Below are 22,093 nucleotides of genomic sequence, written 5' to 3' on the forward strand. Positions count from 1 at the left end.
CTTTTTTCTATAAAACTAAATATTATTGAATAAAACTAGGGAGTTAGAATGATCTTAAAACGAGTTACTGAAGCTTTAGAAGCGTATAAAAATGGTGAAATGCTCATTGTCATGGACGATGAAGACAGAGAAAATGAGGGGGATTTGGTTTTAGCTGGGATTTTTTCCACCCCTGAGAAAATCAATTTCATGGCCACGCATGCTAGGGGGTTGATTTGCGTGTCTTTAACCAAAGATTTAGCGAAAAAATTTGAATTACCCCCTATGGTTAGCGTGAATGATTCTAACCATGAGACCGCTTTCACGGTTTCCATTGACGCTAAAGAAGCCAAAACCGGGATTTCTGCTTTTGAAAGGCATTTAACGATTGAATTATTGTGTAAAGACACCACCAAACCGAGCGATTTTGTGCGCCCAGGGCATATTTTCCCTTTGATTGCAAAAGATGGAGGCGTGTTAGCGCGCACGGGCCATACGGAAGCGAGCGTGGATTTGTGCAAATTAGCTGGATTAAAGCCCGTGAGCGTGATTTGTGAAATCATGAAAGAAGACGGCTCTATGGCGAGGAGAGGGGATAAATTTTTGAGCGATTTCGCTCTCAAACATAACCTTAAAACCCTCTATGTCTCTGATTTGATTAGCTATCGTTTGGAAAATGAAAGTTTGCTGAAAATGTTTTGCCAAGAAGAAAGGGAATTTTTAAAACACCAAACGCAATGCTACACTTTTTTAGACCACCAGCAAAAAAACCATTACGCTTTTAAGTTTAAGGGAGCAAAAACCAACTATTTAGCCCCTTTAGTGCGTTTCCACCCTATCAAAGAGGATTTTGATTTTTTAACGACTGATGCGTTTGAAGTGTTTTTTAAAGCGTTAGAATATTTAAAGCGCGAAGGGGGTTATTTGATCTTTATGAACACGCATTCTAAAGAAAACAATATCGTTAAAGATTTTGGGATCGGGGCGTTGGTGTTAAAAAATTTAGGGATAAAGGATTTCAGGCTGTTAAGCTCTTGTGAAGACAGGCAGTATAAGGCTTTGAGCGGGTTTGGGCTTAAGCTTGTAGAAACGATTAGCCTTTAAGGCTTGTTAAGCTTCGTTGAATGTGTTGTAATGTTTTTAAGGTATAATAAACTCTTTTTAAGTCAAGCAATAAAGTTTGCAACCTGATGAGAGTAATAATAAAGTTTATGCTGATTTCATTAAAAACATTCCTAAAAATATTATTGAAAATATTCCTAAAAACCTTCCAAAAGATTTGGATAGTTTGCGTTATTATTTGGGGGTTAGGCTGTAGTTTTTTAAACGCTAATAGCGTTCAATTAGAAGAAACGCTGAGACGAAATCCTAAAAATCTTATTTGGCAACACTTTAAAAAGAAGTTTAAAAAGAGCAACACGATCCCTTATGCCCCTAATAGCCGTTGGAAATATTTAGGCGCAAGTATAGGGATTTTGGGCGTGTCTTTGGTGATAGGGATTGTGGGGTTGTATCTCATGCCAGAGAGCGTAACGAATTGGGATAAAGAAAAGTTTGGCGTCAAAAGCTGGTTTGAAAATGTCCGCATGGGGCCAAAACTAGACAATGATAGTTTTATTTTTAATGAAATCTTGCACCCTTATTTTGGGGCTATGTATTACATGCAACCGCGCATGGCTGGGTTTAGCTGGATGGCCTCAGCGTTTTTTTCTTTTATCACTTCTACGCTTTTTTGGGAATATGGCTTGGAAGCGTTTGTGGAAGTGCCTAGCTGGCAGGATTTAGTGATCACCCCTTTATTAGGCTCCATTTTAGGGGAAGGGTTTTACCAGCTCACGCGCTATATCCAACGCAACGAAGGCAAGCTTTTTGGCTCTTTATTTTTAGGGCGTTTGGTTATCGCTCTTATGGATCCTATAGGCTTTATCATTAGGGATTTAGGGCTTGGGGAAGCTTTAGGGATTTATAATAAACATGAAATCCGTTCCAGCTTAAGCCCCAATGGTTTGAATTTAACCTACAAATTTTAAAAAGGAGACCCTATGTCAAGCGATTTCAAAAACATTTTCACCGGTGCGGTTTTTAAAAGATAGGGTTATTCGCTTAGTAACTTTTTAAGAAAATTATAAAGAGTTTTGATAGAATACCTTTTTTTAAAAGACGCGTTTTAAAACTAATTTTAGGAGTATCCTTGAAACGATTAGAAGTTTCTAACCAAGCCAAATTACCCACTCAATTTGGGGAGTTTTGTATCCAGTGTTTTAGAGAAAAGGGTTCTAATGGCTCTAAAGATCATTTAGTGATCTTCACCCCTAATTTTCCTCAAAACCCCTTAGTGCGTTTGCATTCAGAATGTTTAACCGGTGATGCTCTAGGCTCTCAAAAATGCGATTGCGGAGGGGCGTTGCAAATGGCGTTAGAAAGGATTTCTAAAGAAGGGGGGCTAGTGATTTATTTGCGCCAAGAAGGGCGTGGGATAGGGCTATTTAACAAAGTCAATGCCTACGCTTTGCAAGATAAGGGCTATGATACCATTCAAGCCAATGAAATGATAGGGTTTAAAGATGATGAAAGGGATTATAGTGTTGCGGGTGAGATTTTAGAATATTACCGCATTAAAAAAATGCGCTTGCTCACGAATAACCCTAAAAAAATCGCCGCTTTAGAAAAATACGCTGAGGTAACAAGAGAGAGCTTGATCGTGTGCGCTAATGAGCATAATCAAGGGTATTTGGAAGTCAAAAAGCTCAAAATGGGGCATTTATTGTGAAAACTCTTTTAAAATAAGCTTTAAAAACCTTTTAAAATCATGCTTTAAAAGGCGCAATATAGGGGTAAGATAATGATAGAAGTGCGATTCTTTGGACCCATAAAAGAAGAAAATTTTTTCATCAAAGCGAATGATTTGAAAGAATTAAGAGCGATTTTACAAGAAAAAGAGGGCTTAAAAGAGTGGTTGGGCGTTTGCGCGATAGCCCTTAATGATCATTTGATAGACAATTTAGATGCGCCTTTAAAAGATGGCGATGTGATCAGTTTGTTGCCACCGGTTTGTGGGGGCTAGGTGTTAAAAATCATTCAAGGGGCATTAGATACGGAGAAGCTTTTGAAAGCCTATCAAGAGGAAGCTTGCGCGAAAAACTTTGGAGCGTTTTGTGTGTTTGTTGGGATTGTGAGAGGAGAGGATAACATTCAAGGCTTGAGTTTTGATATTTATGAAGCGCTATTAAAGACTTGGTTTGAAAAATGGCGCCATAAAGCCAAAGATTTGGGTGTGGTGCTAAAAATGGCGCACAGCTTGGGCGATGTTTTGATAGGACAAAGCTCATTTTTATGCGTTTTAATGGGAAAGAATAGAAAAAATGCCTTAGAACTATACGAAGATTTTATTGAAGATTTTAAGCGTAACGCTCCTATTTGGAAATACGATTTGATTGATAATAAACGCATTTACGCTAAAGAAAGAAGCCACCCTTTAAAAGGGAGTGGGCTTTTAGCTTAAAAAGGAGTTCAAATGCAAACGATTCATATAGGCGTTTTGAGCGCGAGCGATAGAGCGTCAAAAGGGATTTATGAAGATTTAAGCGGGAAAGCGATACAAGAAGTGATGAGCGAATATCTGCTCAATCCTTTAGAATTTCATTATGAAATTGTCGCTGATGAAAGGGATTTGATTGAAAAATTGCTGATTAAAATGTGCGATGAATACCAATGCGATCTAGTCGTTACTACAGGAGGCACAGGCCCTGCTTTAAGAGACATAACCCCAGAAGCCACAGAAAAAGTGTGCCAAAAAATGCTTCCTGGTTTTGGAGAGCTTATGCGAATGACTAGTTTAAAATACGTGCCTACAGCGATTCTGTCGCGCCAGAGCGCTGGCATCAGGAATAAGAGTTTGATCATCAATCTTCCTGGTAAGCCAAAAAGTATTAGAGAGTGTTTAGAAGCGGTTTTTCCAGCGATTCCTTATTGCGTGGATTTGATTTTAGGGAATTATATGCAAGTGAATGAAAAAAACATTCAAGCGTTTCGTCCCAAACAATAAGGTAAAAAATGCCGCTCACTCATTTGAATGAAGAAAATCAGCCTAAAATGGTGGATATAGGGGATAAGGAAACCACTGAAAGAATCGCTCTAGCAAGCGGTCGTATCAGCATGAATAAAGAGGCTTATGACGCTATTATCAATCATGGCGTTAAAAAGGGTCCGGTGTTACAGACTGCTATTATTGCTGGGATTATGGGGGCTAAAAAGACAAGCGATCTCATTCCCATGTGCCATCCAATCATGCTCAATGGGGTGGATATTGATATTTTAGAAGAAAAAGAGACTTGCAGTTTTAAACTCTATGCGAGAGTCAAAACTCAAGCTAAAACGGGCGTAGAAATGGAAGCGCTAATGAGTGTGAGCATAGGGCTTTTAACCATTTATGACATGGTGAAAGCCATTGATAAGAGCATGACAATTAGCGGTGTGATGTTGGAGCATAAAAGTGGAGGTAAAAGTGGGGATTATAACGCTAAAAAATAGAAAAAGACTGATAATCTAAAGATGTTAGGGTAAAATAACATTTTGACAACAAAAGCGTGTTGGTTGCTTCGGGTTTGTTGTTATAGAAGTCTAAAATATTACAATCAAGGATAGAACGATGAAAGCAAATAATCATTTTAAAGATTTTGCATGGAAAAAATGCCTTTTAGGCGCGAGCGTGGTGGCTTTATTAGTGGGGTGTAGCCCGCATATTATTGAAACCAATGAAGTCGCTTTGAAATTGAATTACCATCCAGCTAGCGAGAAAGTTCAAGCGTTAGATGAAAAGATTTTACTTTTAAAGCCAGCTTTCCAATACAGCGATAATATCGCTAAAGAGTATGAAAACAAATTCAAGAATCAAACCACGATCAAGGTTGAAGAGATCTTGCAAAATCAGGGCTACAAGGTTATCAATGTGGATAGCAGCGATAAAGACGATCTTTCTTTTTCACAAAAAAAAGAAGGGTATTTGGCCGTCGCTATGAATGGCGAAATTGTTTTACGCCCCGATCCTAAAAGAACCATACAGAAAAAATCAGAACCCGGGTTGTTATTCTCCACTGGTTTGGACAAAATGGAAGGGGTTTTAATCCCGGCTGGGTTTGTCAAGGTTACCATACTAGAGCCTATGAGTGGGGAATCTTTAGATTCCTTTACGATGGATTTGAGCGAGTTGGACATTCAAGAAAAATTCTTAAAAACCACCCATTCAAGCCATAGCGGAGGGTTAGTTAGCACTATGGTTAAGGGAACGGATAATTCTAATGACGCGATCAAGAGCGCTTTGAACAAGATTTTTGCAAGTATCATGCAAGAAATAGACAAAAAACTCACTCAAAAGAATTTAGAATCTTATCAAAAAGACGCAAAGGAATTAAAAGGCAAAAGAAACCGATAAAAAACCGATCAAAAAAGTAAGTCAAAGAGCGCTTGGATAGATTGCTTAAAAAGGGGTTTTTAGCGTTCTTTTTGAGCGTGTATTTAAGGGCTGATGATTTGGTTACTTACACCATCATCAAAAAAGAAGATCTAGGATACCAGCGGTTTTTAGCCAAGAAGTGTTTAAGGGGCAAGGCCCACCCTCCGTGTTTTGCTGAGCCTAAAAAACCCAAAAAAAAACTTTTTAACATAGACAAAAGCTCCCATTATTATGGCACAAGCGTGGTGCAAATGTCATGGCTACAGAGCAGGGAAAAATTTGAAAACCATTCAAAATACCGAGACATTCCTTTTGCTGAAGTCAGTTTGATTTATGGCTATAAACAATTTTTTCCTAAAAAAGAGCGCTATGGTTTCCGTTTTTATATTTCTTTGGATTATGCTTATGGCTTTTTTCTTAAAAATAAAGGCGCATTAGGCGATAGTTTGAGGGCGAGTTCGCAGATCCCTAAAAGCTATAGAGAAAAATTACAAAGAAAAGAGACTTTTATTAACGCTATTTTTTATGGCGTGGGGGCTGACTTTTTATACAAACGCGCTTTTGGGACGCTGATTTTAGGGATGAATTTCGTGGGCGAAACCTGGTTTTATGAAACAAAGATTTTTAAAAAGTGGGCCAAAGATCCTTCAAGCGTTTATCACCCTTACATGTTTCAAGTGATGTTGAATGTGGGGTATCGTTACCGCTTTTCAAGGTATAAGAATTGGGCGATAGAATTTGGTGCGCGCATCCCTTTTTTAACCAATGATTATTTTAAAACCCCTTTATACACCCTTCATTTCAAGCGCAATATTTCTGTCTATCTCACTTCAACTTATGACTTTTAGTTTTTTAAATTTTTGAAAACCAGAATTAACCGCTTTTTATCAACCGGAATTAAAACAAATTAAGCTATAATGATACAAAAATTTAATTTTTTAGCCATTAAGGAAAAATAATGAATCTTGAAGTGAAAAAGATTGACACCGCTAACGCCCGTTTGAGCGCTAAACCTTCCATTGAGAATTTAGAAAAGCGTTATGATAAAATCGCTCAAAAAATCGCCCAAAAAGTTAAAATTGATGGCTTTAGAAGAGGTAAAGTCCCCCTTAGTTTAGTGAAAACCCGTTATCAAGCCCAAATTGAACAAGACGCTCAAGAAGAGATGATTCAAGAGATTTTGAAAAACGCTTTTAAGGAATTGGGGATTGAAAATAAGGATTTAATCGGCAGCCCCAATCTCACTAAATTTGAAAAAAAAGACACGCATTTTGAAATAGAAGCGGACATCGGCTTAAAACCCACGATTGTTTTAGACAAGATCAAAGAGTGTGTGCCTGGTGTGGGAGTGGAAATCCCCAATGAGGAAAAAATTAATGAGCGTTTGAAACAGCTCGCTAAAGATTACGCGAAATTTGTGGATACTGACGCTCAAAGAAAGGCTCAAAACGACGATAAATTGATAATTGATTTTGAAGGTTTTATAGATAATGCGCCTTTTGAAGGGGGTAAGGCTGAGAATTTCACTTTGATTTTAGGCAATAAACAAATGCTAGAAGATTTTGAAAAGGCTCTTTTAGGCATGCAAGCTAGCGAGGAAAAAGAATTCCCTTTGACTTTCCCTAGCAAATACCACACAGAGCATTTAGCCGGCAAAGAAGCCCTTTTTAAAGTGAAATTGCACCAGATTCAAGCGCGTGAAGCGTTAGAAATCAATGACGAACTCGCTAAAATCGTCTTAGCCAATGAAGAGAATGCGACTTTAGAGCTTTTAAAAGAAAGGGTTGAGGGGCAGTTGTTTTTAGAAAATAAGGCCAGGCTCTATAATGAAGAGTTGAAAGAAAAATTGATTGAAAATTTAGATGAAAAGATTGTTTTTGATTTGCCTAAAACGATCATAGAGCAAGAAATGGATTTGTTGTTCAGGAACACTCTTTATTCCATGCAAGCTGAGGAAGTCAAATCCTTACAAGAAAGTCAAGAAAAAGCCAAAGAAAAGCGTGAGAGCTTTAGGAACGATGCGACAAAAAGCGTGAAAATCACTTTTATCATTGACGCTTTAGCGAAGGAAGAAAAAATTGGCGTGCATGACAATGAAGTCTTTCAAACTCTGTATTATGAAGCGATGATGACAGGGCAAAACCCAGAAAGCCTCATTGAACAATACCGCAAAAATAACATGTTAGCGGCGGTGAAAATGGCGATGATTGAAGATAGGGTGTTAGCTTATTTGTTGGATAAAAACCTGCCTAAAGAACAACAAGAAATTTTGGAAAAAATGAGACCCAACGCTCAAAAAACTCAAGCGGGTTGAACGGCTAAAAAGGAGAGATGATGGGATACATTCCTTATGTAATAGAAAATACAGAGCGTGGCGAACGCAGTTATGATATTTACTCGCGCCTTTTAAAGGATCGCATCGTTTTATTGAGCGGTGAAATTAATGACAGCGTGGCGTCTTCTATCGTGGCCCAACTCTTGTTTTTGGAAGCCGAAGACCCTGAAAAAGACATTGGCTTGTATATCAATTCTCCCGGTGGGGTGATAACAAGCGGTCTTAGCATTTATGATACGATGAATTTTATCCGCCCTGATGTTTCCACGATTTGCATCGGTCAAGCGGCTTCTATGGGGGCGTTTTTATTAAGCTGTGGGGCTAAGGGCAAGCGTTTTTCATTGCCTCATTCAAGGATTATGATCCACCAGCCTTTAGGGGGGGCTCAAGGGCAAGCGAGCGATATTGAAATCATTTCTAACGAGATCCTTAGGCTTAAGGGTTTGATGAATTCTATTTTGGCTCAAAACTCAGGGCAGAGTTTGGAGCAAATCGCTAAAGACACGGACAGGGATTTTTATATGAGCGCTAAAGAAGCTAAAGAGTATGGCTTGATTGATAAAGTGTTACAGAAAAATGTGAAGTGATTGCATGGCGTTATTAGAGATTATCCATTACCCTTCTAAAATTTTAAGAACGATTTCTAAAGAGGTCGTCTCTTTTGATGCGAAACTCCACCAACAGCTAGATGACATGCATGAAACCATGATCGCTAGTGAGGGGATAGGGTTAGCCGCTATTCAAGTGGGCTTGCCTTTAAGAATGCTCATTATCAATCTCCCGAAAGAAGACGGCGTGCAACACAAAGAAGACTGCTTGGAAATCATTAACCCTAAGTTTATAGAAACTGGGGGATCAATGATGTATAGAGAAGGGTGCTTGTCTGTGCCGGGATTTTATGAGGAGGTGGAGCGTTTTGAAAAGGTTAAGATAGAGTATCAAAACCGCTTCGCTGAAGTGAAAGTTTTAGAAGCGAGCGAGCTTTTAGCCGTAGCCATTCAGCATGAGATCGATCACCTCAATGGCGTGTTATTCGTGGATAAATTATCCATTTTGAAGCGTAAGAAATTTGAAAAAGAACTCAAAGAGCTGCAAAAAAAACAAAAACACAAGTAACCACCATGATTAACACGATATTTTGCGCGACCATGCAAAGGGGGGTGGCAGAAATCGTAGCTGTGGAAGCGACTTTCACAAGGGCTTTGCCGGCGTTTGTGATTTCAGGATTGGCTAATAATTCTATCCAAGAAGCCAAGCAACGGGTCCAATCGGCTTTACAAAATAACGATTTCACTTTCCCGCCTTTAAAAATCACCATCAACCTTTCCCCCTCAGATTTGCCTAAATCCGGGAGTCATTTTGATTTGCCTATCGCTCTTTTAATCGCTTTGCAAAAACAAGAGTTGGCTTTTAAAGAGTGGTTTGCTTTTGGGGAGTTAGGGCTTGATGGCAAGATCAAACCCAATTCTAACATTTTCCCCATGCTTTTAGACATTGCCATTAAGCGCCCCCATGCTAAAGTCATTGTGCCTAAGGCGAATGAAGAGCTTTTTTCGCTTATCCCTAATTTGCAATGCTTTTTTGTGGGGCATTTTAAAGAAGCGTTAGAAATCTTGCAAAACCCTGAAATCAAAGCAGACACCCACACGAAAAAACTACCCTTTAAAACGATAGAATTGAACGATAAAGAGTATTATTTTTCAGACGCCTATGCCTTAGATTTCAAAGAAGTTAAGGGGCAAGCTGTCGCTAAAGAAGCCGCTTTGATCGCTAGCGCTGGGTTTCATAATTTGATTTTAGAGGGAAGCCCAGGGTGTGGGAAAAGCATGATCATTAATCGCATGCGTTATATCTTGCCTCCATTAAGCCTGAATGAAATCTTAGAAGCGACAAAATTACGCATTTTAAGCGAGCAAGACAGCGCCTATTACCCCTTAAGGAGTTTTAGAAACCCTCACCAAAGCGCTTCAAAATCCAGCATTTTAGGCTCAAGCTCTCTAAGAGAGCCAAAACCTGGCGAAATCGCGCTAGCGCATAACGGCATGCTTTTTTTTGATGAATTGCCTCATTTTAAAAAGGATATTTTGGAAGCTTTGAGAGAGCCTTTAGAAAACAATAAATTAGTGATCTCACGAGTGCATAGCAAAATTGAATACGAAACCTCTTTTTTATTCGTGGGGGCTCAAAACCCTTGCTTGTGCGGGAATTTACTCAGCGCTACCAAAGCATGCCGTTGCCAAGATAGAGAAATTGTGCAGTATAAAAACCGCTTGAGCGAGCCTTTTTTAGACAGGATTGATTTGTTCGTGCAAATGGAAGAGGGGAATTATAAAGACACGCCGTCGCATTCTTGGACTTCAAAAGAGATGCATGAATTGGTGTTATTAGCTTTCAAACAGCAAAAGTTAAGGAAACAGAGCTCTTTTAATGGTAAGCTTAATGAAGAGCAGATCGAACGATTTTGCCCTTTAAACGCTGAAGCAAAAAAGTTGTTAGAGCAGGCGGTTGAAAGGTTTAATCTGTCCATGCGCTCTGTGAATAAGGTCAAAAAAGTCGCTAGGACGATTGCGGATTTAAACGCTTGCGAGAATATAGAAAGATCTCACATGCTTAAAGCGCTGAGTTTTAGAAAGATTTCTTAAAAGGATTTTTATAAGGGAGAGAAAATGCAAGAATACCACATTCACAATTTGGATTGCCCTGATTGCGCGGCTAAATTAGAAAGGGATTTAAACAAACTAGACTATGTGAAAAAGGCTCAAATCAATTTCAGCACCAGTAAGCTGTTTTTGGATACGAGCGATTTTGAAAAAGTTAAGGCTTTCATCAAGCAAAACGAACCGCATTTGAGCCTGTCTTTTAAAGAGGCCGCAGAAAAGCCCTTGAGTTTTACCCCACTCATCATTACGATCGCTGTCTTTTTAGGCGCGATTTTAATCTTACACCTAAACCCTAGCCCTTTCATTGAAAAAGCGGTGTTCGTGGTATTAGCCTTAGTGTATCTAGTGAGCGGTAAAGATGTGATTTTGGGGGCGTTTCGTGGGCTTAAAAAGGGGCAATTTTTTGATGAAAACGCTTTGATGTTCATTGCGACTATTGCGGCTTTTTGCGTGGGGGCTTATGAAGAGAGCGTCTCTATCATGGTGTTTTATTCAGCGGGCGAATTTTTGCAAAAACTCGCTATCGCTCGCTCTAAAAAATCCCTTAAGGCTTTGGTGGATGTCGCTCCTAATCTGGCTTATTTGAAAAAGGGCGATGCATTAGTGAGTGTCGCACCTGAAGATTTAAGAGTTAATGACATTGTGGTGGTGAAAGTCGGCGAAAAAGTGCCTGTGGATGGCGTGGTAGTTAAGGGCGAAAGTTTTCTAGATGAAAGGGCGTTGAGTGGGGAGTCTATGCCTGTTAATGTCAGCGAAAATTCTAAAGTTTTAGGGGGGAGCTTGAATTTAAAAGCGGTCCTTGAAATTAAAGTAGAAAAACTTTATAAAGATTCTTCTATCGCTAAAGTGGTGGATTTGGTCCAACAAGCCACGAATGAAAAGAGCGAAACCGAGAAATTTATCACTAAATTTTCACGCTACTACACCCCAAGCGTTTTATTCATCGCCTTAATGATCGCCATATTACCGCCCTTGTTTTCTATGGGGAGCTTTGATGAGTGGATTTATAGGGGGCTTGTGGCTTTAATGGTGAGCTGCCCTTGCGCGTTAGTGATTTCTGTGCCTTTAGGGTATTTTGGGGGCGTGGGAGCGGCGAGCCGAAAGGGCATTTTAATGAAAGGCGTGCATGTTTTAGAGGTGCTTACTCAAGCTAAAAGCATCGCCTTTGATAAAACCGGCACTTTGACCAAAGGCGTTTTTAAAGTAACGGATATTGTGCCACAAAACGGGCATTCTAAAGAAGAAGTTTTGTATTACGCTTCTTGTTCGCAGCTTTTATCCACGCACCCTATCGCCTTATCCATTCAAAAAGCATGCGAAGAAATGTTAAAAGACGATAAGCACCAGCATGACATTAAAAATTACGAAGAATTGAGCGGAATGGGGGTTAAAGCGCAATGCCATACGGATCTAATCATCGCAGGGAATGAAAAAATGCTCGATCAATTCCATATCGCGCACAGCCCTTCAAAAGAAAACGGCACGATCGTGCATGTGGCTTTTAACCAAACTTATGTGGGCTATATCGTCATTAGCGATGAGATTAAAGATGACGCCATAGAGTGTTTAAGGGATTTAAAAGCGCAAGGGATAGAAAATTTTTGCATTTTGAGTGGGGACAGGAAAAGCGCGACTGAAAGCATCGCTCAAACTCTAGGCTGTGAATATCATGCGAGTTTGTTGCCTGAAGAAAAAACGAGCGTGTTTAAAACTTTTAAAGAACGCTATAAAGCCTCGGCGATTTTTGTAGGCGATGGCATCAATGACGCTCCAACTCTAGCGAGCGCTGATGTGGGGATTGGCATGGGGAAAGGCTCAGAATTGAGCAAGCAAAGCGCGGACATTGTGATCACTAATGACTCCTTAAGCTCTTTGGTGAAAGTTTTAGCGATCGCTAAAAAAACTAAAAGCATTATTTGGCAAAATATCTTGTTCGCTTTGGGGATTAAGGCGGTTTTTATCGTGCTAGGGCTTATGGGGGTAGCCAGCTTGTGGGAGGCGGTCTTTGGCGATGTGGGGGTTACGCTTTTAGCCTTAGCCAATTCCATGCGCGCGATGAGGGCTTAAGCTATCTTGACCCTGTATAAAATTGGAATTTATTTTGAAAAGTAATCAATACAAGATTATCAGTTTATTTTCTGGGTGTGGTGGGCTAGATTTAGGCTTTATTAAAGAGGGCTTTGAAGTTATTTGGGCCAATGATTTTTTTAAAGAAGCTGTAGAAACTTATCAAAAAAATATTGGCTCTCATATTATTTATGGTGATATAACAAAAATTCCTAGTGGTGATATTCCAAACGAATGCGATGTTTTACTTGGAGGTTTTCCTTGTCAGGGTTTTTCAGTAGCTAACACCAAACGATCTATGGAAGATGAAAGAAATTTTTTATACAAAGAATTATTGCGACTTTTAAAAGACAAACAACCTAAATTTTTTGTGGCTGAAAATGTTAAGGGATTGTTGTCTATCCAAAAAGGGCAAGTGATTGAAATGATCGTGCAAGATTTTAAATCGCTTGGTTATTGTGTGGATTATAAGCTATTAAAAGCTTCTGATTATGGCGTGCCTCAACACAGAGAAAGAGTTATTATTATTGGCAATAGGTTGGGGCTTAAAAATCCTTTTCCTAAAAAAACTCATGGGTTATGCAATGACTTATTTAATGAAAAATTAAAACCTTATGTGTGCGTTAAAGATGTAGTGGGGCATTTAGCTAATGTAAGAACAAGAGACGCTAGTTTTATGCTAGATGGTGTGATGATACATAATCATGTAGCGCGCACTAATGTTTATGATACATTTTGGGGGAGAAAGTATCCTATTAATCAGCATGAAATTTGTGATTATTTGAAGTTTTGGCGTTCTTGTAGTTCTTATAGCACCAAACAAATTGATGAATATTTTGGATATGCTCATACTGCTGGACATTGGTTTAGAAAGGATAACAATTCAGGGAGTATCCCAAAAGCACAAGATTGGTGGGAGTTAAAAAAACTTTTAAAATTTGATGATACCTATGACAAGGCGGTTACAGAATTTGAACTAAAAGAAATCAAATTTGAGCAATCTTTAAGAATCAATAATTGGGAGTTGCCAAGCGATACTATTACTGCAACGGGTCCTGAGATTCACCCTAATAGACAAAGGCGTATGTCAGTAAGAGAATGCGCCATTATTCAAACCTTTCCTAACGATTTTATTTTTTATGGAAGTTTAGGGAATATGTATAAGCAAATTGGCAATGCTGTGCCAGTATTATTGGCTCAAAAGATTGCAAAAGAGATTTTTAAGGAGTTAAAAAAATATGATAAATCTTAGAGAAATTGAAGAAATGGAAAATAAATATCTGGAGAAATTTTATCATTTTCTTAAGTATTGTGAAGATGAAATGATGCAAGGATTTTTAACTAAAGAAAAAATTAAAGACGATTGGATAGGCAAATACGATTCTAAAATCTCTGATTTTGCTGTAGGGGCTGAACGCATTATTTATGCACTCTTTAATGGTAAGGGAGTGGGGCAACCCAATTCTTGTCCTGTGGGAGCTGATATGTTTTTTGAGGTAGAAGATGCTTTTATCCATATTGATTTAAAAACGGTTCAAACTAGAAATATAGGAGATTTTTGTGAGAGCATTTTTGTAGGCACTAACCAAAATAGTTATCAATCTGAAATTATTAAAACCAATGGAGAATCTTTTGAAGAACCCAGAATGTATAAGCCTGCTTTACCTTATTTTTATAATCAAGGTAAGGTTAATGAAAAAATATGTTTGACTTATTTTATTACTATTTTATATGAAGATGAGAATTTAAATATTTTAAATATCAATTTAATGTGCATGCCAAATGGATTATTGGCTAAACACTATGGCACAAGGGTGTTAAAAGCGGGCAAGAATTTAGATAAAGCTAGATTTCATTTTGTTAAATGTGCTGATTTTGAGTGTTTAGAAGAAAAGAAATCACGCATTAAAGTTATTTATTTTGATAATAATATGAAACAGGAATATAAAAATAGGTTGAAATTTATTGAAAGTTTGGTTGGTAAGAATTAAAATATTGATTTTTAAATAACTAATTTTTATGGAATTAAATCCTAACTTAATGGAATTAGAAACTAAAGAAAATTTTTACGATAAATAAAAAATCCTATTTTTAAAAATAAAAGTTTTAGTATCACAGAGCCAAAAATACCCATAGCACAATGAAATAAAAAAGTTTAAAATCCTAACGCTTTTTAAAAACAAGCCCTAAAATAGGCGATAAAGCGTTTTTTAATGGCTGTTTTATGGCTAGGCGTTTTAACAACCCCTTTAAATAAGGGTTGTTATTTTAAAAGGGGTTTAAAGCTTCCACACGATCTCGGTAAAAATGTGGCTCCTGTCTTGATCGGTGGCGGGTTGGCTGTCTAATTTTGGCCCGTTCCACCCCATTTTATAGCCTTGATGCATCAACACATTATAATATTCAAATTTAATGTCGGCTGAGAAATTTTTAGTGAATTTATAGCCCAAGTTGAGCGATAGGACTTGTTCGTTCGCCCTAGGCCCATAAGTCAAACGCCCTAATAAACCCCAAAGGAATTTCCTATGCACCCCACCGCCAAAGGCAAACACAGTAAAAGCGTTCGCGTCCATCATGTAAGACAAAGAGTTAAGGGTGTTTGCATAAACGGTGTTCGTCCAAAAGTCAAAGCCCAAGCGGTTACCATGGTAGCCTATCATCCAGTTAGCGTTCCCAAAGGATTTATAAATCCCAAAACCAAAATTGTATTCATTCCATTCAAACTTTTGTTTGATCATCAAGCTGTGTGCGTTCTTACCGGCTGGCATGCCAAATTGATAGGTGTCCCAAAATCTTTTAGCGTAAAAAGGATTAAGCACGGTAACATCGGTTTGAGAGCGAAACCCTAATCCGGTAAAAGTGGGGTTGCTATCATAAGTGATCGTAAAGTTGGGGTCGTATTCGTTAAAGGGTGAAAAATAGACAAAAGGCTGAATGCTAAAACCCTTGTAATTCCAAATGATATAAAAGGCATGCACCCCAGGGTTTATGGTTTGCCCGTTTTTAAGAGTGTAGGTTTTAGGCGAATAGAAATTATAAAGCCACTCGTTATAGGCAAAGCCACGACCAAAAGAGCTAAACCACCAGAATTTGAAATTCCCTAAATTTAAGGTCATGTCCAAGCCTTGGTTGTAACCACTCATATAATCCGCCGGGGATTCGTATCTCCCACCCCTAATTTCAAAAATGTCCTTGTAGTTGTAGCGCAAGTAAGCGTTATAAATCACATAGTTTCTGGTGTGATCGGCATAAGTTTTTGCGCAAGTGGAAGCCTCTAAAGCTTCTTGATTAGACAACTGCGTCATTTCAGCTTGAGTCATCTTATCGTATTGGCCTTGAGTCAAATTCCCTGTGGCTAACCCGCAACTAGCCCATGGTTTTTGCCCCACAAGACCGCCCCAATAGCCCACATAGTTCCAAGTCATAGCCCCATAGGTTTTCCCTGTAACTTCGTTAATAAAATCCTTAGTGGTATCATAAATTACAGCACCCCCCCAACCCCCAAGACTCCCGTCTAAATGATGCCCATTAGCCGTAGCGCTTTTGGGCAAAAGCTCCGTAAAATCCACTTGCATGTAAGCCATGATCGTCATAAAGGTTTCGGTAGGGTAAAGCCCTTTATTAGTGTTGATAGGTTTGTTATTGAAACCGACTTTAGAGAAACTTTCAGCACCCGCTTTAATTTTAGCGATTTTACCCAAATCAAGAGCTTCACTTTGAGAAGAGAATAAGAAAAGAAGCGTTGCGATATTTTTAGCAGATGCAACTTTGTAGTTCATGTTTAACCTTTAGTATAAACCAAAAATTCTAAATAGAGTAAGCCAACACCATTCAAAGAAAATTTTTTCTTACAGATCTTAAACATCTAATCAGTCTGTTCATCTTCCGTCCTTTTTTCTACGAAGTCCGACTTGCAAAGTTAATTCTTAACTAAGTCGTGCGTTAATACTAGCATAATATTATGGTTTTTTTTAATTTTGAGAATAAAATTTTTCTTTGTTAGTCAAATACAGACACTCAAAGTCTTATTTCATCTCAATATTATTTATTTTTTTAATTTATTCATTCCTTAACACGCTTAAAGCGTCAATAGTAGAAGCTTTTTTAGACGGGTAATAAGAAGAAAGCCCTACGATAATCACAGAGCCTATGAGAGTGAGCGTAAAATCCATTAAAGACAAATCTAAAGGTAAGGTGTTGATGCCATAGACATCTGCCGGGAGCGAGATGATAGGGAACACGCTTAAAAGATACATGCTTATAAACGCTAAAACCACCCCAAGAATCACACCGCCTAAACCAATGATATTACCCAAATAAAAAAAGGTTTTTTGGATTTCTTTTTGACTGCTCCCCATGCTAAAGAGTAGGGCGATTTCTTTACGCCTGTTCATCACCACCATTAAAAGCGAACTGATGATATTCAAAGACGCCATTAAAATAATGAGCATGAGCACAATGAATAACGCTCTTTTTTCTAATTCCATAGCCGAGAAAAAATTCCCGTTTTGCTGCCACCACCCTTCAATGCCTATGCCATGGTGGTTGATCGTTTTTAAAGCGTTGCGTAAATTTTCAATATCCTTCATGGGCGTTTTAGAATAGACATGCACCCCATCATAAAGCCCTAAAGGTAACCTCCTGATCGCGCTTATAGCTTGAAGGCTCGCATACATGTAACTCATGTCATAAGATTTTAGCCCTGAATCAAAATCGCCTTTGATAGTAAAACGCTTCATGATAGGGGAGAGGGTTAGGCCTGTTGGCTCTAATTCGGTGAAAAACAAATCGGCTTTTTGATTGAGATCCAAATTCAAGCTGTATCTCAAGCTTTTCCCCACGATCAAATTAAAAGGGTTTTTGAAGAGATCGTTTTCATTAATGTTTTTTAAGGCGTCGTTTAAAACCTCATTGATGCGTTTTTCTTTAGAAAAATCAACCCCAAACACCACGCCGCCATTCATGGAATGCGCACTTTTAATCAGGCTTTGGGTTTGCAAATAGGGGCTAAAAAGCAAATTAGGGAACTTTTTTTCTAAAGCTTGAACCACTTCTTCGCTGATCCCATAAGGGCTTGTGGTATAGAGCGTTAAGGGGTAGTTCATCACAAAAAGCTTTTTTTCAAATTCCTTACTCATGCCGTTCATGATCGCCATAGCCACAATCAAAACCATCACGCCAACCGCCACGCCAAAAAAGGCTAACAAAGCGGTGATGCTAATAAATGGCTGGCTTTTATCAAAACGCAAATAACGCTTGATAAGGAAAAAGATTAAGGATCTATTTGGCAAATAAGCCCTTTTTAGGCCCGCTTTTAGCGCAACAATCTTTGTATTTTTTGCCGCTCCCGCAAGGGCAAGGCTCGTTTCTTTTAGGGGTTTTAGAAAAAGCTTTCATGGCCACATTCAAATCTTCATCTAAAGCTTCTTCATGGCGGTAAGTTACGCTCTCATGCTCTCTTTCTTCGCTAAAATTATCCAAATAATGCTCGGCATCGCTAGAATCCTGCTCATTTTCAAATTGGATCTTAGAAAAGGTTTTGATCGCTTCTATTTTAATGTCTTCAATGAGTTCTAAGAAAAGGTTGTAACTCTCTTTTTTATATTCTACAAGGGGGTCTTTTTGGTTATAGCCTCTCAAATTAATACCGGTTTTGAGATTATCCATGGTGTAAAGATGCTCTCGCCATGCGTTGTCTAAAATCTGCAAATACACGATGCGTTCGATCCGGCTTCTTTGTTCGCTATCCAAAACTTTCATTTTGTTTTCATAATCGCTTTTTAGTTTTTCAGCTACAAATTTTTCAATAGGGGAGGCTTTTTTTAAATCTTCTAATGCAACATGAGCGTTAAAATCTTCTTTTAAGATGTTTTTAAGCCCTAAAAGTTCCTCTTCAGACAGGTTTTGATGGTCAAAGGCTTTGAGTTTAGAAAAGATTTGATTGAGCGCGTATTCTCTGTTTTCAGCGATTTTAGCGCCAATATCGTAATTGGCATCTAATAATTCATCTCTAAATTTATACACGCTTTTTCGTTGCTCATTAGCCACATCATCGTATTCTAACAAATGCTTACGGCTTTCAAAATGCAAGTTTTCCACTTTTTTTTGTGCGTTTTCCACCGCTCTTGTAACAAGCTTGGATTCAATGTGTTCGCCGTCTTTAAGCCCTAATTTTTCCATCACCCCCTTAATCCTATCGCTCCCAAAAATGCGTAACAGATTGTCTTCTAAACTCAAATAAAATTGGCTTGTTCCCGGATCGCCTTGGCGCCCGCTTCGCCCCCTTAATTGGTTGTCAATCCTGCGGCTCTCATGCCTTTCAGTGCCAATGATATACAACCCCCCAAGCTCTTTAATTTCATCAGTGAGTTTAATATCAACGCCCCTGCCTGCCATGTTAGTCGCAATCGTAACCGCCCCTTTAAGCCCGGCGTCTTTGATGATTTCAGCTTCTTTGGTGTGCTGCTTGGCGTTTAAAACGGTGTGAGGGATGCGTTCTTTTTTGAGTAAAGCGTGCAAGGTTTCACTCTTTTCAATGCTAGCCGTGCCAACTAGAACGGGCTGACCCTTATCGTGCAATTCTTTAATTTTAAGGATCACAGCGTCAAATTTTTCTTTTTCACTCTTATAGATGAGATCGTTCAAATCTTTTCGCTTGATCGCTAGATTAGTAGGGATAGACACCACTTCTAAATTGTAGATTTCTAAAAATTCTGTGGCTTCGGTTTGAGCCGTGCCTGTCATGCCTGAAAGTTTAGAAAACATCCTGAAATAATTTTGGAAGGTAATATCGGCTAAGGTTTGGCTCTCTTCTTTAATGCTCACGCCCTCTTTGGCCTCTAAAGCCTGGTGTAAGCCCTCACTAAAGCGCCTCCCCTCAGACAAGCGGCCGGTAAATTCATCTACAATCACCACTTCATTATTGGCTACAATATAATCTTTATCAATAAAAAAGAGGTAATTCGCTTTCAAAGCCTGGTCTAAATGGTGCGATAAGGCGGCGTTTTCAATCTTGTATAAATTATCCACGCCAAAGAGGTTTTCAGCTTTTTTAATCCCCTCTTCAGTGATTAAAATCGCGCGGTTTTTTTCATCTATGGTGAAATCCACTTCCACCTGCATGCTTTTAGCGACTTCATCAGCCTTGTTGTAATTTTCCATGCGCCTATCCACAGGCCCTGAAATGATTAAAGGGGTTCTCGCTTCATCAATTAAAATGGAATCCACCTCATCAACAATGGCGAACGCATGCGATTTTTGCACTTTATGCTCTAAAGAATATTTCATGTTATCCCTTAGATAATCAAAGCCAAATTCATTATTAGTGCCATAAACAATGTCTTTAGAATAAATTTCTAAGCGCTCATCATCGTCTCGCACGCTTGCAGTGATCGTGCCTACGCTATAACCTAAAAAATGATACAACGGCTCCATTTCTTTAGAATCCCTATGGGCTAGGTAATCATTAACGGTTACCACATACACGCTCTCGCCCTTTAAAGCGTTCAAAGCCACCGCTAAAGTAGCGACTAAAGTTTTACCCTCTCCGGTTTTCATTTCAGCGATTTTGCCATCGTTTAAGACCATGCCCCCAATGAGTTGCACGTCAAAATGGCGCATCTTTAAGATCCTTTTGCTCGCTTCTCTGGTGATAGCAAAACTTTCAGGTAGGACTTCTAAAAGGGTTTTTTCTTGCAAATCTTTTTCTGTGGATCGCACACGATTTTTTAACTCTTCAAAAGCGTTTTGTAATTCAACATCGCTCATTTTTTCATAAGTAGGCTCTAAGGCGTTGATGGCTAGGACTTTTTTTTTGTATTGTTTGATCCAGCGATCGTTTCTGGTGCCAATGATTTTTCCAATGATTGCTTTTATCATGGTAGTAGTAACCTTTTAAGAGTGCTTCAATCCTATTTATTTGATTAAAGCGTCAGTTTTTAATCCCATTTTAGCATGGATAAAATAAAAGTCTTGTAAAATAAAGGGTTTTATTAAAGATGAGAGATTGTTTTAAGGTTTGAATAATGAAAGCTTTTTTAAAGATTTTAATGGTTTTGATTTTTATGAGCGTTGCTTATGCTAAAAGTCCTCCAACCCTTTCTAAAGAAGAAGAGGTTTTGCAGCATTTGCAAAGTTTTAGCGCGCATTTCAAGCAAGTGTTAAAAAACGAAAAGCCCTTAGTTTATTATGGGGTTTTAAAGGCTAAAGCCCCTAATTGGGCTTTATGGGTTTATGAAAAGCCTTTAAAAAAAGAAATTTACATGAACGATAAAGAAGTGGTGGTTTATGAGCCTAATTTGTTTCAAGCGACCATCACGCCCTTAAAAGACAAGACGGATTTTTTCACCATTCTCAAGCAATTAAAAAAGCAAACTGACGGATCGTTTCAAACGACTATCAACAAAACCACTTATCGTTTGGTTTTTAAAGACGGCAAGCCTTTTTCACTGGAATTTAAAGATGAAATGAATAATCTTGTTACGATCACTTTTTCTCAAGCAGAAATTAACCCCACCATTGCTGATGAAATCTTTGTTTTTAAGCCTAAAGATGAAAATATTGATATTGTGCGTCAGTGATTTTTGATGATTCATTGCATTTTGTTAGCAAAAGTTAGCTAAAATAGACAAGCTTTTAGAAATCATGGGGCTGACTTGGATTTCGACAGATTTCTTGTCGCACAGATAGCATGCCAAGTGCTGCTTGTAAAACAGCAACAAAAATAACTGTAAACAACGCAGATTACGCTCCAGCTTACGCTAAAGCTGCGTGAGTTAATCTCCTTTTGGAGCTGGACTGATTAGAATTTCTAGCGTTTTAATCACTCCATAACCTTAAGCTAGACGCTTTTAAAAGGTGGTTCGCCTTTTAAACTAAGAAACAAGAACTCTTGAAACTATCTCAAGGTTTTAGAAAGTTGGACCAGAGCTAGTTTTAAGGCTAAAAACTAACCAATTTTCTAAGCATTGTAGAAGTTTGTGTTTAGGGCAAGATTTTTGGACTGGGGTTCGATTCCCCACAGCTCCACCATATTAAAAAGTATCATTTTTATAGCGTATTTAAGGAAGGTAAATGCAGAAGTTTTTCTCTCGTTTTAGAAGGTGGGCGTTGCCCTTTTATTTTGTGAGCGCTTTAGCAGCGATTGATATTGATGAAGTAACAGAAGCTCAAGCTAACAGCGTGAAATTAAGCGATCAGCTAGTGAGCCTGAGCGATAAGCTTTTAGAAAAAGCGGTGGATAGGGGGCGAAACACCGATCACTTAAAAGATCTTAACGATTTGCATGAAAAAATCAAACATTTGCGCTTGATTTTAGAGCCTAAGCCTAAGGACAAAGAAAATAATCCTAACTTAAAAGATCATCAAGGCTCTGAAACGATTGAAATCGGTGAAACGATTAAAAAGGCTTTAGGCGAGCCGGTATTCCCCCAAGACGCGCTAGACGCCGCTTTGCAAATTGACAAACAGCTAGATTCTTTCAAGCAAGACAATTTGATTGATGTTAAGCCCTTAAAAGATGCTTTAGCCCAACTAGAAGCCGAATTGAGAAAAGCCGTTAATTTCCAAAAACAATGGCTCAATTCTACCAAGCCTAATTGA

General features: G+C 38.5%; 21 protein-coding genes and 1 other RNA gene. 19 read left to right on the top strand and 3 right to left on the bottom strand.

Going from position 1 to position 22,093, the window contains the following annotated elements; all coding sequences use genetic code 11:
* The first annotated feature begins 48 nt into the window (after positions 1–48).
* The 16 genes from HPB14_RS02660 to HPB14_RS02735 all read left to right on the top strand — a co-directional run bounded on the left by HPB14_RS02660 (position 49) and on the right by HPB14_RS02735 (position 14,484).
* Complete coding sequence (locus HPB14_RS02660; RefSeq protein WP_000601449.1) at positions 49–1,083, top strand: bifunctional 3,4-dihydroxy-2-butanone 4-phosphate synthase/GTP cyclohydrolase II; 1,035 nt, start codon at positions 49–51, stop codon at positions 1,081–1,083.
* Positions 1,084–1,262: 179 nt separating this feature from the next.
* Positions 1,263–2,009 carry a DUF3943 domain-containing protein gene (locus tag HPB14_RS02665; RefSeq protein WP_229018050.1) on the top strand — a complete coding sequence of 249 codons (747 nt, stop codon included), beginning with the start codon at positions 1,263–1,265 and terminating at the stop codon, positions 2,007–2,009.
* A 161-nt stretch (positions 2,010–2,170) separates the two neighbouring features.
* Positions 2,171–2,749 (top strand): GTP cyclohydrolase II, encoded by a 579-nt coding sequence (gene ribA, locus HPB14_RS02670; protein WP_000825020.1) that lies wholly within the window; start codon positions 2,171–2,173, stop codon positions 2,747–2,749.
* Between the two features lie 72 nt (positions 2,750–2,821).
* Positions 2,822–3,043 (top strand): MoaD/ThiS family protein, encoded by a 222-nt coding sequence (locus HPB14_RS02675; RefSeq protein WP_000573775.1) that lies wholly within the window; start codon positions 2,822–2,824, stop codon positions 3,041–3,043.
* Positions 3,044–3,481 (top strand): molybdopterin synthase catalytic subunit, encoded by a 438-nt coding sequence (locus HPB14_RS02680; protein WP_000912663.1) that lies wholly within the window; start codon positions 3,044–3,046, stop codon positions 3,479–3,481.
* A gap of 12 nt (positions 3,482–3,493) precedes the next feature.
* On the top strand, positions 3,494–4,024 hold the full coding sequence (gene mog / locus HPB14_RS02685) for a molybdopterin adenylyltransferase (protein WP_001193330.1): 531 nt from the start codon (positions 3,494–3,496) through the stop codon (positions 4,022–4,024).
* 8 nt (positions 4,025–4,032) lie between these two features.
* A complete protein-coding gene (gene moaC, locus HPB14_RS02690) occupies positions 4,033–4,509 on the top strand; it encodes a cyclic pyranopterin monophosphate synthase MoaC (protein WP_001131531.1) in 477 nt (158 codons plus the stop codon).
* Between the two features lie 118 nt (positions 4,510–4,627).
* Positions 4,628–5,410 (top strand): flagellar sheath lipoprotein HpaA, encoded by a 783-nt coding sequence (hpaA, locus tag HPB14_RS02695; RefSeq protein ID WP_000646657.1) that lies wholly within the window; start codon positions 4,628–4,630, stop codon positions 5,408–5,410.
* A 32-nt stretch (positions 5,411–5,442) separates the two neighbouring features.
* Complete coding sequence (locus tag HPB14_RS02700; protein WP_000375480.1) at positions 5,443–6,279, top strand: outer membrane protein; 837 nt, start codon at positions 5,443–5,445, stop codon at positions 6,277–6,279.
* Positions 6,280–6,389: 110 nt separating this feature from the next.
* Positions 6,390–7,745, top strand: a complete 1,356-nt coding sequence (tig, locus tag HPB14_RS02705) for a trigger factor (RefSeq protein WP_001047766.1) — start codon at positions 6,390–6,392, stop codon at positions 7,743–7,745.
* A gap of 20 nt (positions 7,746–7,765) precedes the next feature.
* On the top strand, positions 7,766–8,353 hold the full coding sequence (gene clpP / locus HPB14_RS02710) for an ATP-dependent Clp endopeptidase proteolytic subunit ClpP (RefSeq protein ID WP_000540576.1): 588 nt from the start codon (positions 7,766–7,768) through the stop codon (positions 8,351–8,353).
* Between the two features lie 4 nt (positions 8,354–8,357).
* Positions 8,358–8,882 (top strand): peptide deformylase, encoded by a 525-nt coding sequence (gene def, locus HPB14_RS02715; RefSeq protein WP_001185803.1) that lies wholly within the window; start codon positions 8,358–8,360, stop codon positions 8,880–8,882.
* A gap of 5 nt (positions 8,883–8,887) precedes the next feature.
* Positions 8,888–10,408, top strand: a complete 1,521-nt coding sequence (locus HPB14_RS02720) for a YifB family Mg chelatase-like AAA ATPase (RefSeq protein WP_000611057.1) — start codon at positions 8,888–8,890, stop codon at positions 10,406–10,408.
* A 24-nt stretch (positions 10,409–10,432) separates the two neighbouring features.
* On the top strand, positions 10,433–12,493 hold the full coding sequence (locus tag HPB14_RS02725) for a heavy metal translocating P-type ATPase (protein ID WP_001158776.1): 2,061 nt from the start codon (positions 10,433–10,435) through the stop codon (positions 12,491–12,493).
* Positions 12,494–12,515: 22 nt separating this feature from the next.
* Positions 12,516–13,745 (top strand): DNA cytosine methyltransferase, encoded by a 1,230-nt coding sequence (locus HPB14_RS02730; protein WP_000394388.1) that lies wholly within the window; start codon positions 12,516–12,518, stop codon positions 13,743–13,745.
* Positions 13,732–14,484, top strand: coding sequence for a PDDEXK family nuclease (locus HPB14_RS02735; RefSeq protein WP_000609185.1), 753 nt, complete (start codon positions 13,732–13,734; stop codon positions 14,482–14,484). Before HPB14_RS02730 ends, HPB14_RS02735 begins: the two co-directional genes overlap by 14 nt.
* A 288-nt stretch (positions 14,485–14,772) precedes the next feature.
* Here the strand turns inward: HPB14_RS02735 and hofF are convergent, their stop codons facing one another.
* The 3 genes from hofF to secA all read right to left on the bottom strand — a co-directional run bounded on the left by hofF (position 14,773) and on the right by secA (position 20,371).
* Complete coding sequence (hofF, locus tag HPB14_RS02740) at positions 14,773–16,272, bottom strand: outer membrane beta-barrel protein HofF (RefSeq protein WP_001108215.1); 1,500 nt, start codon at positions 16,270–16,272, stop codon at positions 14,773–14,775.
* 279 nt (positions 16,273–16,551) lie between these two features.
* A complete protein-coding gene (locus HPB14_RS02745) occupies positions 16,552–17,784 on the bottom strand; it encodes an ABC transporter permease (RefSeq protein ID WP_001133692.1) in 1,233 nt (410 codons plus the stop codon).
* Positions 17,774–20,371, bottom strand: a complete 2,598-nt coding sequence (gene secA, locus HPB14_RS02750) for a preprotein translocase subunit SecA (protein WP_000588108.1) — start codon at positions 20,369–20,371, stop codon at positions 17,774–17,776. The genes HPB14_RS02745 and secA overlap by 11 nt, the downstream gene beginning before the upstream one ends.
* A gap of 146 nt (positions 20,372–20,517) precedes the next feature.
* On the opposite strand from secA, the gene lolA reads away from it, so the two are divergent.
* The 3 genes from lolA to HPB14_RS02765 all read left to right on the top strand — a co-directional run bounded on the left by lolA (position 20,518) and on the right by HPB14_RS02765 (position 22,093).
* A complete protein-coding gene (gene lolA / locus HPB14_RS02755; protein ID WP_000643091.1) occupies positions 20,518–21,072 on the top strand; it encodes a LolA-like outer membrane lipoprotein chaperone in 555 nt (184 codons plus the stop codon).
* Positions 21,073–21,138: 66 nt separating this feature from the next.
* Positions 21,139–21,523, top strand: a transfer-messenger RNA (tmRNA) gene (ssrA, locus tag HPB14_RS07890).
* 42 nt (positions 21,524–21,565) lie between these two features.
* Positions 21,566–22,093: a hypothetical protein gene (locus HPB14_RS02765; protein WP_001168769.1), complete on the top strand. Its 528-nt coding sequence runs from the start codon at positions 21,566–21,568 to the stop codon at positions 22,091–22,093.

Origin of the sequence: Helicobacter pylori HUP-B14, assembly GCF_000259235.1 — a bacterium.
GTDB lineage: Bacteria > Campylobacterota > Campylobacteria > Campylobacterales > Helicobacteraceae > Helicobacter > Helicobacter pylori_CU.

Coding starts and splice junctions, on each gene's coding strand:
- HPB14_RS02660 (WP_000601449.1), top strand. CDS start 49: ATGATCTTAAAACGAGTTACTGAAGCTTTAGAAGCGTATAAAAATGGT.
- HPB14_RS02675 (WP_000573775.1), top strand. CDS start 2,822: ATGATAGAAGTGCGATTCTTTGGACCCATAAAAGAAGAAAATTTTTTC.
- mog (WP_001193330.1), top strand. CDS start 3,494: ATGCAAACGATTCATATAGGCGTTTTGAGCGCGAGCGATAGAGCGTCA.
- moaC (WP_001131531.1), top strand. CDS start 4,033: ATGCCGCTCACTCATTTGAATGAAGAAAATCAGCCTAAAATGGTGGAT.
- hpaA (WP_000646657.1), top strand. CDS start 4,628: ATGAAAGCAAATAATCATTTTAAAGATTTTGCATGGAAAAAATGCCTT.
- tig (WP_001047766.1), top strand. CDS start 6,390: ATGAATCTTGAAGTGAAAAAGATTGACACCGCTAACGCCCGTTTGAGC.
- clpP (WP_000540576.1), top strand. CDS start 7,766: ATGGGATACATTCCTTATGTAATAGAAAATACAGAGCGTGGCGAACGC.
- def (WP_001185803.1), top strand. CDS start 8,358: ATGGCGTTATTAGAGATTATCCATTACCCTTCTAAAATTTTAAGAACG.
- HPB14_RS02720 (WP_000611057.1), top strand. CDS start 8,888: ATGATTAACACGATATTTTGCGCGACCATGCAAAGGGGGGTGGCAGAA.
- HPB14_RS02725 (WP_001158776.1), top strand. CDS start 10,433: ATGCAAGAATACCACATTCACAATTTGGATTGCCCTGATTGCGCGGCT.
- HPB14_RS02735 (WP_000609185.1), top strand. CDS start 13,732: ATGATAAATCTTAGAGAAATTGAAGAAATGGAAAATAAATATCTGGAG.
- hofF (WP_001108215.1), bottom strand. CDS start 16,272: ATGAACTACAAAGTTGCATCTGCTAAAAATATCGCAACGCTTCTTTTC.
- secA (WP_000588108.1), bottom strand. CDS start 20,371: ATGATAAAAGCAATCATTGGAAAAATCATTGGCACCAGAAACGATCGC.
- lolA (WP_000643091.1), top strand. CDS start 20,518: ATGAAAGCTTTTTTAAAGATTTTAATGGTTTTGATTTTTATGAGCGTT.
- HPB14_RS02765 (WP_001168769.1), top strand. CDS start 21,566: ATGCAGAAGTTTTTCTCTCGTTTTAGAAGGTGGGCGTTGCCCTTTTAT.